At 66.8% G+C, this 15,104-nt stretch carries 12 protein-coding genes; 8 read left to right on the top strand and 4 right to left on the bottom strand.

All coding sequences use genetic code 11. The features are described 5' to 3' along the window. Positions 1-5 precede the first annotated feature (5 nt). Genes nuoL through ACAG24_RS13295 form a run of 4 tightly spaced genes read left to right on the top strand, consistent with a single transcriptional unit; the run spans position 6 to position 5,827 of the window. Positions 6-1,886 carry an NADH-quinone oxidoreductase subunit L gene (gene nuoL, locus ACAG24_RS13310; protein WP_370472712.1) on the top strand — a complete coding sequence of 627 codons (1,881 nt, stop codon included), beginning with the start codon at positions 6-8 and terminating at the stop codon, positions 1,884-1,886. Beyond that, a complete protein-coding gene (locus ACAG24_RS13305; RefSeq protein ID WP_370472711.1) occupies positions 1,880-3,460 on the top strand; it encodes an NADH-quinone oxidoreductase subunit M in 1,581 nt (526 codons plus the stop codon). Before nuoL ends, ACAG24_RS13305 begins: the two co-directional genes overlap by 7 nt. Then, positions 3,457-5,028, top strand: a complete 1,572-nt coding sequence (nuoN, locus tag ACAG24_RS13300) for an NADH-quinone oxidoreductase subunit NuoN (RefSeq protein WP_370472710.1) — start codon at positions 3,457-3,459, stop codon at positions 5,026-5,028. Before ACAG24_RS13305 ends, nuoN begins: the two co-directional genes overlap by 4 nt. Before the next feature lie 13 nt (positions 5,029-5,041). Next, entirely contained in the window at positions 5,042-5,827 is a 786-nt protein-coding gene (locus tag ACAG24_RS13295; protein WP_370472709.1) for an enoyl-CoA hydratase, read from the top strand. A gap of 177 nt (positions 5,828-6,004) precedes the next feature. On the opposite strand, the gene ACAG24_RS13290 is transcribed toward ACAG24_RS13295, so the two are convergent. Then, positions 6,005-6,607: a TetR/AcrR family transcriptional regulator C-terminal ligand-binding domain-containing protein gene (locus ACAG24_RS13290; protein WP_370472708.1), complete on the bottom strand. Its 603-nt coding sequence runs from the start codon at positions 6,605-6,607 to the stop codon at positions 6,005-6,007. Between the two features lie 66 nt (positions 6,608-6,673). On the opposite strand from ACAG24_RS13290, the gene ACAG24_RS13285 reads away from it, so the two are divergent. Beyond that, positions 6,674-7,810 (top strand): phosphotransferase family protein, encoded by a 1,137-nt coding sequence (locus ACAG24_RS13285; RefSeq protein WP_370472707.1) that lies wholly within the window; start codon positions 6,674-6,676, stop codon positions 7,808-7,810. Next, positions 7,810-8,925, top strand: coding sequence for an Rv3169 family protein (locus ACAG24_RS13280; RefSeq protein ID WP_370472706.1), 1,116 nt, complete (start codon positions 7,810-7,812; stop codon positions 8,923-8,925). Before ACAG24_RS13285 ends, ACAG24_RS13280 begins: the two co-directional genes overlap by 1 nt. A gap of 4 nt (positions 8,926-8,929) precedes the next feature. Here ACAG24_RS13280 and ACAG24_RS13275 read toward each other — a convergent pair whose 3' ends face one another. Together ACAG24_RS13275 and ACAG24_RS13270 are read right to left on the bottom strand one after the other, a co-directional pair. Beyond that, the gene (locus ACAG24_RS13275) at positions 8,930-10,456 is read right to left on the bottom strand and encodes a flavin-containing monooxygenase (protein WP_370472705.1); all 1,527 of its coding nucleotides are present in this window, start codon (positions 10,454-10,456) and stop codon (positions 8,930-8,932) included. 40 nt (positions 10,457-10,496) lie between these two features. Beyond that, positions 10,497-11,474 (bottom strand): TIGR03617 family F420-dependent LLM class oxidoreductase, encoded by a 978-nt coding sequence (locus ACAG24_RS13270; RefSeq protein WP_370473059.1) that lies wholly within the window; start codon positions 11,472-11,474, stop codon positions 10,497-10,499. Between the two features lie 151 nt (positions 11,475-11,625). On the opposite strand from ACAG24_RS13270, the gene ACAG24_RS13265 reads away from it, so the two are divergent. Then, complete coding sequence (locus tag ACAG24_RS13265) at positions 11,626-12,969, top strand: flavin monoamine oxidase family protein (protein WP_370472704.1); 1,344 nt, start codon at positions 11,626-11,628, stop codon at positions 12,967-12,969. On the opposite strand, the gene ACAG24_RS13260 is transcribed toward ACAG24_RS13265, so the two are convergent. Then, a complete protein-coding gene (locus ACAG24_RS13260) occupies positions 12,945-13,979 on the bottom strand; it encodes an alpha/beta fold hydrolase (RefSeq protein ID WP_370472703.1) in 1,035 nt (344 codons plus the stop codon). The two genes, ACAG24_RS13265 and ACAG24_RS13260, sit on opposite strands and share 25 nt — an antisense overlap. 120 nt (positions 13,980-14,099) lie before the next feature. Between ACAG24_RS13260 and ACAG24_RS13255 the strand changes: the two genes are divergently transcribed. After that, the gene (locus ACAG24_RS13255) at positions 14,100-15,074 is read left to right on the top strand and encodes an NADPH:quinone oxidoreductase family protein (RefSeq protein WP_370472702.1); all 975 of its coding nucleotides are present in this window, start codon (positions 14,100-14,102) and stop codon (positions 15,072-15,074) included. Positions 15,075-15,104: the final 30 nt, after the last annotated feature.

Below are 15,104 nucleotides of genomic sequence, written 5' to 3'. Positions count from 1 at the left end.
CGCCAGTGACGCTTCCCGTGTGGCTGCTCATCGCCCTCCCACTGGCCGGCGCGGCCATCCTGCTGCTCGCAGGACGGCGGACCGACAGGTGGGGGCATCTGCTCGGCACCGCTGCGTCGCTGGCGTCCTTCGCCTGCGCCGCAGTGCTGTTCGTCGGCATGCTCGGCCGCGACGCCGAGGACAGGACCGCCCGCGAAACGTTGTTCAGCTGGGTGCCCGTCGGGGATCTGCGCGTCGACTTCGGACTGCAACTCGATCAGCTTTCGATGTGCTTCGTGCTGCTGATCACGGGTGTCGGTTCGCTGATCCACATCTACTCCATCGGCTACATGAAAGAGGACGCCGGCCGCAGAAGGTTTTTTGCCTACCTGAACTTGTTCCTCGCCGCGATGCTGCTCCTCGTGCTCGCCGACAACTACCTCGGCCTGTACATGGGTTGGGAGGGCGTGGGTCTCGCGTCCTACCTGCTGATCGGTTTCTGGTCGCACAAGCCGTCGGCGGCCACCGCCGCGAAGAAGGCGTTCGTCGTCAACCGTGTGGGCGACATCGGCCTTGCCGTCGCGCTCATGGTGATGTTCGCCGCCCTCGGCGCGGTGTCGTTCAGCGAGGTGTTCGAGGCCGCACCGCAACTCGGCGAGGGCACGCTGACGGCGGTCGGACTGATGCTGTTGCTCGCCGCATGCGGCAAATCCGCGCAGGTGCCCCTGCAGTCCTGGCTCGGAGATGCCATGGAGGGCCCGACCCCGGTGTCGGCGCTGATCCACGCGGCCACGATGGTCACCGCGGGCGTGTACCTGATCGTCCGGTCGGGTCCGGTCTTCGATCTGGCGCCGCACGCCCAGACCGCCGTGGTGGTCGTCGGGGCGGTCACGCTGCTGTTCGGCGCGGTGATCGGCTGCGCGAAGGACGACATCAAGAAAGCACTCGCAGCGTCGACCATGAGCCAGATCGGGTACATGGTGCTCGCCGCGGGCCTCGGCCCGGCGGGCTACGCGTTCGCGATCATGCACCTGCTGACCCACGGCTTCTTCAAGGCGGGACTGTTCCTCGGCGCGGGCTCGGTGATGCACGCGATGGACGACGAAGTGAACATGCGCCGCTACGGCGGTCTGCGGAAAGCCCTGCCGATCACCTTCGTCACGTTCGGGCTCGGATACCTCGCGATCATCGGAATACCGCCCCTGGCAGGTTTCTTCTCGAAGGACGGCATCATCGAGGTGGCCCTCGGCGCCGGTGGGGTCAAGGGCGTGATCCTGGGCGCCACCACCATTCTCGGTGCCGGCATCACCGCCTTCTACATGACGCGCGTCATGCTGATGACGTTCTTCGGTGAAAAGCGTTGGGCGGACCACACGCATCCGCACGAAGCGCCCGCGGTGATGACGTGGCCGATGATCCTGCTCGCGGTCGGATCGGTCACCGCCGGTGGTGCGCTCGCGATCGGCGGCACGCTCGAGCACTGGCTGGAACCGGTGGTCGGAGCGCACGAGATCCACCATGTGCTTCCGGTATGGGTGGTCACGGTGATCGTGCTGTCGGTCGTGGCCGTGGGTATCGCCGTTGCCTATCGGATGTACGGAACCCGGGCGGTTCCCGGGGAGGTGCCGGCCGGATCGGCGCTGACGGTCGCCGCCCGCCAAGACCTGTACGGCGACGCGTTCAACGAGAAGGTGCTGATGCGCCCCGGGCTCAGCTTCACCCGCGGTCTGGTCGAGATCGACGACGAAGCGGTGGACGGCGCGGCCGGGGGTCTGGCGGCGGGTGTGTCCCGAGTGTCGGAAAGGTTGCGACAGTTGCAGACCGGCTTCGCCCGTTCCTATGCGCTGTCCATGCTGGCGGGCGCGGCCGTCGTCGTCGCGATGATCCTGGCGGTGAACCTGTGGTGACCTCATTTCCGGTGCTGACCGTCCTGTGGGCCGTTCCGATGCTCGGCGCCGTGGTCGTGATGGTGCTGCCCGCGGCCGCACGCACCCTGGCCAAATGGGTGGCCTTGCTGGTGTCGCTGGCCGTCCTCGCCGTGACCGTCGTCATCGCCATAGGGTTCGACCCGGCCGGCGAGCAGTACCAGTTCGTCGAGAACTACCGGTGGATACCGTCTTTCGGCACCGGTTACATCCTCGGAGTCGATGGCATCGCGCTGGCGCTGATCGTGCTGACCGCGGTGCTCCTGCCGCTGCTCATCGTCGCCGGCTGGAACGACGCCCGCGACACACTCAGCTGGGGCGGCAGGTCGGCGCACATCTACTTCGCGCTGACGCTGGCCGTCGAGGGCATGGTCTTGATCTCGCTGGTCTCGCTCGACATCCTGCTGTTCTATGTCTTCTTCGAAGCGATGCTCATCCCGATGTACTTCCTCATCGGCGGCTTCGGCGGCGCCAACCGCAGCAAGGCGGCGGTGAAGTTCCTGCTGTACAACCTGTTCGGCGGTCTCATCATGCTCGCCGCAGTCGTCGGCCTCTACGTGGCGACGGCCAACAGCGATGCCTTCGAGGCCGGCACATTCGATTTCCGCGCCATCGTCGCGGCCGTCGCAAGCGGTGAATTCGTCGTCAACCCGGCGGTGATGCACCTGCTGTTCGGCGGATTCATGTTCGCGTTCGCCGTCAAGGCGCCGCTGTGGCCGTTCCATCGCTGGCTTCCCGACTCCGCGGTCGAGGCCACCCCCGCGAGCGCGGTCCTGATGATGGCGATCATGGACAAGGTCGGCACATTCGGCATGATCCGGTACTGCCTGCCGCTGTTCCCCGACTCGGCTGCGTGGTTCAGCCCGACGATCATCACGCTGGCCGTCATCGGGATCGTATACGGCGCCGTCGTGGCGATCGGACAGACCGACGTGATGCGGTTGATCGCCTATACGTCGATATCGCACTTCGGTTTCATCATCCTGGGCATCTTCGTGATGACGACCCAGGGACAATCCGGGTCCACCCTGTACATGGTCAATCACGGCATCTCGACCGCGGCGCTGTTCCTGATCGCCGGATTCCTCGTGTCGCAGCGGGGGACTCGGCTCATCTCCGCCTACGGCGGCGTGCAGAAAGTGGCTCCCGTGCTGGCCGGCACGTTCCTCGTCGCGGGCCTGGCCACGCTGTCACTTCCCGGGCTGGCGCCGTTCATCAGCGAATTCCTGGTCCTCATCGGCACTTTCACCCGCTACCCGGTATTCGCTGTGCTGGCCGCGAGTGCGCTGGTGCTGTCCGCCATCTACATTCTGTGGATGTATCAGCGGATGATGACGGGCCCGGTACCGGCCGCACTGGTCGAGGGGGAACACAAAATCCGCGATCTTCTCCCCCGAGAGCTTGCGGTGGTGGCGCCCTTGATCGCGCTGCTGCTCGTCCTGGGCGTCTACCCGAAGCCGGCGCTCGATGTCATCAACCCCGCCGTCACCCACACGCTGACGACGATCGAACAGACAGACCCGGCACCCCGGATGGCGGAAGGCCCGGCGCGATGAATGTCCCCACTCCCACCGTCGAATACGGACTCATCTCTCCGATGCTGATCGTGTTCGGCGCCGCGGTGTTCGGCGTGCTGATCGAGGCGTTTCTCCCGCGCCGCCGACGCTACGGGGCCCAGGTGACGGTGAGCCTGGTGGCCCTGGTCGCGGCGTTCGTGGCCGTCGTGCTCGTCGCCAGGAATCTGCACGGCGGCCCGGGGGTAGCCGCGGTCATGGGCGCGGTGGCCATCGACATGCCCGCGCTGTTCCTGCAAGGCACCATCGTGCTGGTCGGGATCCTGGGAGTACTCCTGATCGGTGAGCGTCAGATCGGCGTCGCTGCCGATGCCGAAAGTGAGCGGGGGCTGGACGCTTTCACCCCGCAGGCGTCGGCGGTCGCGGGAAGTGTGGCGGAAAAGCTGGCGACCAAGGCCGGCGTCATCCAGACCGAAGTGTTCCCGCTGACGATGTTCGCCGTGGGCGGCATGTTGTTGTTCCCGGCCGCCAACGACCTGCTGACGATGTTCATCGCGCTGGAGGTCCTGTCGCTGCCGCTGTATCTGCTCAGCGGACTCGCGCGGCGCCGCCGTCTGCTGTCGCAGGAGTCCGCGCTCAAATACTTTCTGCTGGGAGCGTTCTCGTCAGCCTTCTTCCTCTACGGCGCCGCAATGCTGTACGGCTATGCGGGCACACTGAAACTGCAGGGTATCGCCAACGCGGTCTCGGCCGGTACGGGCACGCTGCCACTGGCGCTCATCGGTATCGCGCTGCTGCTCGTCGGCGTGCTGTTCAAAGTCGGTGCGGCGCCCTTCCATTCGTGGATCCCCGACGTGTATCAGGGAGCACCGACCCCGATCACGGCGTTCATGGCCGCTGCCACCAAGATCGCGGCCTTTGGTGCGATGCTGCGCATCTTCTATGTCGCGCTTCCCGAGCTCCGTGACGACTGGCGACCGGTGCTGTGGGCCGTGGCAATCCTGACGATGGTGGTCGGCACCGTCACCGCCGTCACCCAGAACGACGTCAAACGCATGCTGGGGTATTCGGCGGTGGCGCACAGCGGGTTCATCCTGACCGGCGTCATCGCGGGAAACGAGGCCGGGCTGTCCTCGACGCTGTTCTACCTGTTCGCCTACGGCTTCTCCACAGTCGGGGCGTTCGCAATTGTGAGCCTCGTCCGCGACTCCGACGGCGAGGAGGACACCGCGATGGCGCGGTGGGCAGGCTTGGGTAGACGTTATCCGCTTGTCGGCATTGTCTTTTCGCTGTTCCTGCTCGCCTTCGCCGGCATTCCGCTGACGAGCGGATTCGTCAGCAAGTTCGCGGTCTTCAAGGCCGCTGGCGAGGGTGGCGCGATTCCGCTGGTCGTGGTCGGCGTGATCGCAAGTGCAATCGCGGCGTATTTCTACGTGCGCGTGATCGTGCTGATGTTCTTCACCGACCGTCCGGACGACGCCCCGACCGTGGTCGTGCCGAGCGCCCTGACGACGGCAGTCGTCACCGTCACGGCCGCGGTCACCTTCGCGCTCGGCGCCCTGCCTCAGCCTCTGCTGGACCTGGCGAACTCGGCGGACCGCTTCTTCTGATAGTCACGTAGGCATGACCACCGATCTTGTCCTCACCTTCGACGGCGACGGCGTGAGGGTGATCACGCTCAACCGGCCGGCTGCCAGAAACGCTCTCAGCCGCGACCTCATTCGTGCGAGCTACGCCGCGCTGACCGAAGCCGACGACGACGAATCCGTGCGGGCCGTCGTCCTCACGGGGGCCGACCCGGCCTTCTGCGCGGGTGTGGACCTCAAAGAGGCTGCCCGCGACGGCCTCTCGTATTTCGAGGAGTTCCGGTCGCAGAGTTGCATCGCGGCCGTCGCGGCGATGCGGACACCGGTCGTCGGTGCGATCAACGGCGCCACGTTCACCGGCGGCCTGGAGATGGCCCTGGGGTGCGACTTCCTGGTCGCCTCGGAGCGGGCGGTCTTCGCCGACACCCACGCGCGGGTCGGCATCCTGCCGGGTGGCGGGATGACGGCCCGGTTGCCGCAGCTCGTCGGCGTCGCGATGGCCAGGCGGTTGTCGATGACCGGCGAGGTGGTCGACGCGGCGCGCGCCGAGCGGATCGGCCTCGTGACGGAGGTGGTGGCGCATGAGCGGTTGCTGCCGCGAGCGGTCGAGTTGGCGGCACAGATCGCCGAGGTGCCGCGGCCGACGATGCGAGGCCTCAAAGAGATCTACACGACCGGCGCTGCCGCGGTCGTCGACCCCGCACTGAAGGCCGAGGAGACGATCGCGTTCGCCCAGCATGGCGATGCGCAGGGTCTTCAGGGCCTCGGCGACCGATTCAGTGCGGTGACGCAGCGCAACAGAGACCAGATCGAGCGGAACTGACCGCAACAGCCGCACCGCGAGCGCGTGTCTGCTCAGCAACACGCCGCGACCGCTGTCGCTCAGCGCGCGCTCGCCGCCGATGAGTGCGCGGAAAATGCCCGCACCGCAGGGCGTGTCGGCGAGCAGACACGCGCGCTCGCGGTGCCAGCCGCCACGCCACGCCACGCCGCCACGGGGCTAGGTCACCACACCGTGCAGCAGGATGTCCGTGGTGTTGTCAACCCAGGAGGTGCGCGCGAGATCGTCGGGCTTCTGCAGCAGCGCCAGCAGCGTCGCGCCGCCCACGAGGTCGACGAGCCGGTCAGGGTCGACGCAGTCGCGCACCTCGCCGCGTTCCACGGCGTCGTGCAACCGGGCTCGCACCAACGCGAACAGGTCCGTGAACCGCGCGCCGACGCGGCCCCTGAGCTCGGGATCGGCCGACATGTCGGCGATCAGCCCCGGGAGCGCTGCCCGCACCACAGGGCTGAGGAACACATCCCGGGCCGCCTCGATCATCCCGCGCAGGTCGGCGGCGATGTCGCCGGGCGGGGCCTGGATCGCCGTCGGCGTCACCGGAAAGGCGGCCTCGTGCACGAGCTCGGCCTTGCTCGACCACCGGCGGTACAGGGCCGTTTTCGTGGTGCCCGCCCGCTCCGCGACGGCAGCCATGGTGACATTCGAATAGCCGATTTCTACAAGTAGATCCGCAGTGGCCTGCAATATGGCAGCGTCGATGCGCGGATCTCTCGGGCGTCCGGCACCTGAGGTCTTGCCTGGCGAAGACGGGCCTGTTTTCATATCGCTACCCACGGTATCGTATTGGTGCCGTGCCACGACCGCACTGCGGCGGGAAGGATTGTGTCAGTGCCCAGCGAACCAGCCGTCGACAATGTGGACCGACTCCAGCGCTCGAGCCGCGACATGTCCCACGTTCCGGCAGCCCTGTCACAGTGGCTGTCGGGCGTGCTGCCGAACACCACGCCCGAGATCACTGTGGAAAGTGGCATCGATGCCAACGGCATGTCCTCCGAAACGATTTTGTTGCATGGGCGCTGGCTGCAGGCCGGCAACCCCGTCGAGCACAAATGGGTGGCACGGGTCGCGCCCGCCGAAGCGGACATCCCCGTCTTCAAACACTACCGCCTCGACCATCAGCACGAGGTGATGCGACTCGTCGGTGAACTGACGGATGTGGCCGTTCCACCGGTGCGCTGGCTGGAGAGCAGCGGCGATGTGCTGGGGCGGCCGTTCTTCCTGATGGACCGTGTCGAGGGCGTCGTCCCGCCCGACGTGATGCCCTATACGTTCGGCGACAACTGGCTCTTCGATGCACCACCCGAACGACAGCGACAGCTTCAGGACCGCACCGTCGAGGTTCTGGCCCAACTCCATTCGATCCCGAATGCACAGCAGGTGTTCGGATTCCTGCAGGACGTGGATCCGCCCGGAGAGACGGCACTGCACCGTCACTTCGGGTGGCTCAAGGACTGGTATGCGTTCAGCGTGCCCGACATCGGCAGTTCACCGCTGGTCGAGCGGACCCTGGCATGGCTGGAAGAACGCTTTCCCGCCGACGTCGCCTCCTCCGAACCTGTTCTCGTGTGGGGTGATTCGCGCATCGGCAATGTCATCTATCAGGACTTCACCCCCGTCGCCGTCCTCGACTGGGAGATGGCCACGGTCGGACCTCGCGAATTCGATGTCGCGTGGATCAGCTTCGCACACATGGTTTTTCAGGAACTGACAAAGCTCGCCGGGCTTCCCGGTATGCCGGATTTCCTGCGTGAGGACGACGTGCGCGCCACCTACCAGAACCTGACGGGCGTAGAGCTGGGTGATCTCGCGTGGTTCCATGTGTATTCCGCGGTGGTCTGGTGCTGTGTGTTCATGCGCACCGGAGCCCGGCGGGTGCGTTTCGGAGAGATCGAGAAGCCCGAGGACGTCGAGACACTCTTCTATCACGCGTCACTGCTCAAACGACTGATCGGAGAGGCCGACTGATGCTCGGACCGATGGACGAATACCCGGTGCACCAGGTGCCCCAACCGATCGCCTGGCCCGGATCCTCAGATCGCAACTTCTACGATCGCTCCTACTTCAACGCCCACGACCGCACCGGCGACATCTTCGTGATCACCGGCATCGGTTATTACCCGAACCTGGGCGTCAAGGACGCATATCTGTTGGTGAGGCGGGGAGACACCCAGACGGCAGTGCATCTGTCCCACGCCATCGACCAGGACAGGCTCAACCAGCGTGTCGGCAATTACCGTGTCGAGATCATCGAACCGCTGCGCAAGCTTCGTATCACACTGGAGGAAACCGAGGGAATCGCAGCGGATCTCACCTGGGAAGGGTTGTTCGATGTCGTCCAGGAGCAGCCGCACATCATGCGGCGCGGAAATCGGGTGACGCTGGACGCGCAGCGTTTCGCGCAGGTCGGCACCTGGAGCGGGCAACTCTTGGTCGACGGCACCGACATCGCCGTGGATCCGTCCCAGTGGATCGGCACCCGGGACCGGTCATGGGGCATCCGCCCCATCGGCGAGGCCGAACCCGCCGGGCGGCCCGACGATCCGCCGTTCGAGGGCATGTGGTGGCTGTATGTGCCGATGGCTTTCGACCATTTCGGCATCGTGCTCATCATCCAGGAGGATCACCTCGGATTCCGTTCGCTGAACGACTGCACCCGTATTTGGAAGGACGGCCGCGTCGAGCAACTCGGCTGGCCAAGGATCAAGATCCATTACCGGTCGGGGACGCGCATCCCCACGGGTGCGACGATCGATGCCACCGCATTCGACGGCACACTGCTCCGTTTCGACGTGGAATCCAAACTGCCGGTGCCCATCCACGTCGGAGGCGGCTACGGCGGCGACTCCGACTGGATCCACGGCATGTGGAAGGGCGAGAACTTCACCGAGCGCCTCACCTACGACATGAATGATCCCGCGATCGTCGGCCGGGCCGGCTTCGGCGTCATCGACCACGTGGGCCGGGCGGTGTGCCGCGATGCCGACGGAGGTGAGCACGAAGGATGGGGGCTGTTCGAGCACGGAGCGCTGGGCCGCCACGACCCGTCGGGCTTCGCCGATTGGCTCACCGTCGCCCTGTAGCGCGTCAGCCCGAATGGCGTTCCAGCAGGTCCTCACTCGACATTCCACTGCCGGAAGGCAATTCCGGCGACACCCGCCCGAACACCATCGACTCCTCGATCCGGTCGAAACGCTGGTCGATCGCATCGAGGACGAAGTTGTGTCGAACGTTCCACGGCCGATGGGTCCCGGACTTCGGCAACACGTGACCGGAGCGGTGCACATAGCCTGCGTTGATGTTCCAGGCCGGCTTTTCCGGCATCGGCGTCTGCCCCAGATGCGGATAGGCATGGGTGTATCCGTGAGAGTCCATGTGCGCCAGCAGCTTCGCCACTGCTCGCGCGGTCAGGTCGGCGCGTAACGTCCACGAGGCGTTGATGTAGCCGACGCACCACGCCAGGTTCGGGATGTCCTCGAGCAGATGCTCCTTGTAGACGAATCGATCTGATGGAGCGACCTTCTCGCCGTCGACGCTGACCGAGATCCCGCCGAGTGCCTGCAGCTGCAGACCGGTGGCCGTCACCAGCACGTCCGCGTCGATCCGCTTGCCGGACTTCAGGACAATGCCGGTGGCGTCGATATGATCGACCTGATCGGTGACCACCTCGGCGCGGCCCTCGGCGATCGCCTCGTAGAAGTCACCGGACAGGATCAGGCACAGCCGCTGGTCCCACGGGTCGTAGCGGGGATTGAAATGCGTGTCGACCGGATAGTTCTCCGGCAGATAGTGTTTGGCGACCGCACGAATCAGGCGTCTGCTGACACGCGGGGCCTTGCGGGCGATTCCGTACACCAGCACGATGAACAAGACGTTGTACAGCCAGGCCAGACGATAGCCCAGCTTGGGCGGCGGCACCTTACGGAGCAGGTTGACCACAGGGTTGATCCGTTGGCCCGACAGCAGATACGTCGGCGAGCGCTGCACCATCGTCACGTGGCTCGCGCGCTGCGCCAGGGCCGGGATCATGCTGATCGCGGTGGCACCACTGCCGATGACCGCAACCTTCTTGCCGGCGTAGTCGAGGTCTTCGGGCCAGTGCTGCGGATGAACCACGGCACCGCCGTAGTTCTCGATGCCGGGGAACTCGGGTCGGTAGGGGTTGTCGTAGTCGTAATACCCGGTGCCGAAGAACAGGAACCGCGTCCGGTAGATGCGACCGGAACCGTTGACATCGGTCCGCACCGTCCACGTGTCCGTCGTCGAGTCCCAGTCCGCGGAGACCACCCGGGTGTCATACCGGATGTGGTGGTCGATCCCGTGCTTGCGCGCGGCGTTCATCAGGTACTGACGGATGTCCTCGCCGTCAGCGACGTTCTCGGGACGCTCCCACGGCTCCCAGGGGAACGACAGCGTGAAGATGTCGCTGTCCGAGCGGATACCGGGGTAACGATGCAGATCCCATGTGCCGCCGATGCGCGAGCGTCGCTCAAGGATGGTGTATTTCAGCTGCGGATTGCGTTCCTGGATCCGGTACGCGGCACCGATGCCGGAAATTCCCGCACCGATGATCAAGACGTCGGAGAAGTCCCCATCGGGAGTGTGGTCCGGCACCCGTAACCTCCTTTGGTCCGGTCACGTACCACCCTAGGACTCAGTCACCCAATGCGTCGACGATCTCGGCCAACGAATTCACCTCGATGGGGCCGGGCTGATAGAGGCAGATGCGATCCGAGACACCGTCCACCCGGTCCCTGATGTGCTTGGCCACATCAGCCGGGCTGCCGCACGCGGCGATGGTGTGCAGCACGTCGTCGTCGATGAGACGCGCCATGTCCTCCCAACGCCCCTGCTTGGACAGCGCGTTGAGTTCGGGTTGCAGGTCGCCCCACCCGTGCACCTCCAGCACAGGCCGATAGGCGGGGGTGGAGCCGTAGAAGGCCAGCAGTCGTCGCGCCGACACATGATCAGGGTCCTGATCGGCGACCGAGACGATGATCTCGGGCACCACGGCGAGATCTGTGCGGCTGCGCCCCGCCGCGGCGAGGCCCTTGTCGACATTCGGCATCGTGACCTCGTTGAGGAACTTCTTCGACCCGAAAGGCATGACCAGTAGCCCGTCGGCGACCTCGGCCGTCATCCGGGTCAGCAAGGGCCCCAGTGCACCCACGTAGATCGGCGGCGGCGTGAAATCGCCACGCGGAACGAACGTGGGCGTCATCAACGTGTGCCGGTAATACTCCCCGCGAAAGTTCAACCGCTCGCCGGTGGTCCACGTAGTGAAGATGGCCCGCAGCGCGCCGACGAGTTCGCGCATCCTGGCCACCGGCTTGTCGAACTCGACGCCGTAGCGCTTCTCGATCTGGGCGCGCACCTGCGTACCCAGCCCGAGAGTGAACCGGCCGCCGCTGAGGATCTGGTGGTCGACGGCCTGATGCGCGAGGTGAATAGGGTTGCGCGGAAAGGCAATCGCGACATTCGTCATCAGGTCAAGCCCGCCGACGGTCGACGCGAGGGTCAGGGGGGTGAACACGTCGTGGGGGCCCTCGAACGTGAAAACCCCACTGGCACCGGCATCGCGCAGCGCGCGCGCCCGATCGATCGCGTCAGTCGGCCCGAAGAGCGCTGTCATCACCTGCACAACGAGCGAGCCTAGTCGGACGACGGTCGAGCGAGCGAGGAACGAGCCGCGTCGAGGAGTCCGACCATCGGCTTGGCTCGAATCCGGCGCGCAAAACGACACTATGCGTCCGTCGGCGCGCCCGATCCGCGAGGATGGGGCGATGGCCGATGTCGTTGTCGTGGGAGCGGGATTCGCAGGACTGTCGGCAGCCCGCGAACTGACCCGCCGCGGGCACGACGTGACCGTTCTGGAAGGCCGGGACCGCGTCGGCGGCAGGTCCTACACGGGGTACGTCGGCGGGGTGGCCGTCGACCTCGGCGCGACGTTCGTGGGCCCGACGCAGGATGCCGTGCTCGCACTGGCGGCGGAACTGGGCGTCGAATCCGTGCCCACCTATGGACGCGGGAAGAACCTGATCCGATGGCGCGGCAGGGTGCGGTCGTATCGGAGCACGATCCCTCGGCTGTCGATCCTGGAGCTTCTCGACGTGTCGAGGATCCAATGGCGGTTCGACCGCATCCGCGGCAAGGTTCCGGTTGATCAGCCGTGGACGTCGCCGATCGCTGCTCAACTCGATGCGGTCTCCCTCGACGAGTGGCTGCGATCCGTGCATGCCGGCGCCTCCACCCGCGATCTGATGGCGATCATGTCGCGGGTGACGTGGGGCGCTGAACCCGATGCCGTCTCGATGCTGCACGCCGTGCGTTACGTGGCGGCCGCCGGCGGCCTCAACCGCATGCTCGACGTCGAGGGCGGCGCGCAGCAGGACCGGTTCCTGGCGGGCACCCAGCAGATCGCCCAGCTGATGGCCGCCGAGCTGGGCGAACGCGTGGTTCTCAACACCCCGGTCCGGGGCATCTCCCGCCACCCGGATCGATCCCTGACCGTCACCGCAGACGGCAGGCGATACGACGCAGGAGCCGTCGTCGTCGCCGTCCCGCCCGAGCATCGTGCCGCCATCGATTTCGATCCCGCCCTTCCCGCCGAGTACGGGCGGCTGAGCCGCACCTGGCCGCAGGGCCATCTGAGCAAGGCGTACGCGGCGTACCCGACGCCGTTCTGGCGCGACGCAGGCTTGTCCGGTGAGGCGCTCTCCGACGAGGGACCGGTGTTCATCACCTTCGACGTCAGCTCCGCCGATACCGGCCCCGGCGTCCTGCTCGGCTTCACCGACGCCCGCACGTTCGACCCGTTGCCGGACGAACAACGCCGTGAGGTCGCCCTCGCCGGGTTCTCCGCACTCTTCGGCGACGCCGCATCACGGCCGCTGGACTACATCGATCATCGTTGGGGCGCAGAGCCGTTCGCACCCGGAGGGCCGACGGCCGCCGTTCCGCCGGGTGCGTGGACCGCGCACGGACGGTGGCTACGCGCCCCCGTCGACGGCATCGTCTGGGCGGGTACGGAAACCGCCGACCGGTGGACCGGTTTTCTCGACGGCGCGGTGCGCTCGGGATTACGTGCTGCCGAGGAGGCGCATCAGGAACTGGCGCGGCGTGCCTGATCCCCCGTCGCTTCGCTCGCCCCAGCCTGAATCCCCGTCGCTTCGCTCGCCCCAGCCTGATCCCCCGTCACCGACTCCACCAGCCACCTCAGGTGCTCGTTGACCTCGTCGGGACGCTCCAGGATGGCGCAATGCCCACCGGCGAGCTCGACGAAGCGCGCCAGGTTCGGCGCCGTGGCGGCGATGCGGCGGGAGGACACCATCGGGAGCAACCGGTCCTTGGTGCTGCCGATCACCAGCGTGGGCACCGACAGGTTGTCGAGCACGATGTGGCGCGGGCCGAGGTGGTCGATGAGGACACGCGCCCACCCGCCGCGCCCAGCCGCAGGCGTTCCGTTGAACAGCTCGAAGACGAAGTCGACGACGGCGGGATCGGCGTCACGGCCCACCGCGATGGTCGAGACGAAACGGCGGCTGGGGCGGTCGGCGGCGCGCAGCAGTGGTGCGCCTCCGAACGTGCGCAGCACCCCGCCGGCAGCGCGCACCCTGGCATCGGCGAACCGCGCGGGCACCGGGAGAAGGTTCACGTTGCGCAGCAGATCGCCGGTGGTGGTGTTGATCAGCGCCACGGCATCGGCACGCTGGACGACGCGGTGCGGCAGACGCTCGGCCCAGGACGTGATCGCAATGCCCCCCATCGAATGCCCTGCGATCACAGCCCTCTGCCCCGTTGCCAGCGTCGCCTCCAGCACGGCGTCGAGGTCGGCGGCCAGGTAGTCGAGGCTGTAGCCGCCACGGCGCGGCGGCACCCCGCTGCGGCCGTGTCCGCGGTGATCGAACGCGATCACCCGGTAATCCCGTGCCAGATCGGCGATCTGGTGGGCCCACACGCGGAGGGCGCATGTGATGCCGTGGGCCAACACGATCGGGTAACCGTCCTCGGGACCGAACACCTCGGTGTGGATCCGCACGCCGTCCTTGGACCGCACGTCGACCACGCGGCCCGGGGCCAGGGCATCAGCGGGGCCGAATGTCCCGCTCCGAAGTCGGGCTCTGCTGCCTCGTGCCATGTGCGCTCCTCCGGTCCGGCCACCTCGCCGGGTACGTGACTGTACCCGGCGGGCACCAGCGGCGGATCGCGCATCAGGGGTGAGTTAAATGGTTCTCGCAGACGACACAGGAGGCCGACATTGCGCGCGATACAGATTGCCGAACTCGACGGACCGCAGGCCGCGAAGGTGGTCGAGATCGACGAACCCGCAGACGAGGACGGCACCGTGGTCGTCGACGTGCACGCGGCCGGGGTGGCGTTTCCCGACGCCCTACAGTCCCGTGGGCTCTACCAGTACAAGCCCGCGATGCCCTATACGCCCGGGGCCGAGGTGGCCGGCGTGGTGCGCAGCGCGCCCGAGGGAGCGCACGTCCGTAAGGGGGACCGGGTCATCGGGTTGACGATGCTGTGTGGCGCGATGGCCGAAGTCGTTGCGCTGCAACCAGAGCGGGTGTTCAAGCTGCCGGACTCGGTGTCGTTCGAAGCGGGGGCCGGGGTGCTGTTCAACGACCTGACGGTGCAGTTCGCGCTGGGCACCCGCGCCAGGCTGGCCGACGGCGAGACGGTGCTCGTGCACGGGGCGGCCGGCGGCATCGGCACGTCCACGCTGCGGATCGCACCCGCGCTCGGCGCGGCGCGCACGATCGCTGTCGTCAGTACCGAGGAGAAAGCGGAGGTAGCCCGCGCGGCCGGGGCGTCGGACGTCGTTCTGGCCGACGGTTTCAAGGACGCGGTCAAGGAGCTGACCGGCGGGCGCGGTGTGGACATCGTGCTCGACCCCGTCGGCGGCGACCGCGTCACCGATTCGCTGCGCTCACTCGCGCCCGGCGGACGACTGCTCGTGGTCGGGTTCACCGGCGGCGACATTCCCACCGTGAAGGTGAACCGGCTGCTGCTCAACAACGTCGACGTGGTCGGTGTCGGTTGGGGCGCCTGGACGCTGACGCACCCCGGTTACCTGCAGGAGCAGTGGGCCGCGCTGGAGCCGTTGCTGGCTTCGGGCGCGGTGCCCCCGCCCGAGCCCGTCGTGTATCCCCTCGAACGTGCCGCGGAGGCGATCGCGTCGCTGGAGGACCGCTCGGCGCTGGGCAAGGTCGTCGTCGCGGTCCGCTGAGCGAAGTTCGCCGGAAATTTGTTCGCGAAG

It is taken from the genome of Mycobacterium bulgaricum (genome assembly GCF_041287165.2).
GTDB lineage: Bacteria > Actinomycetota > Actinomycetes > Mycobacteriales > Mycobacteriaceae > Mycobacterium > Mycobacterium bulgaricum.
Note: the sequence above shows the minus strand (reverse complement) of the source record. Positions and strands in the feature narration are given on the sequence as shown.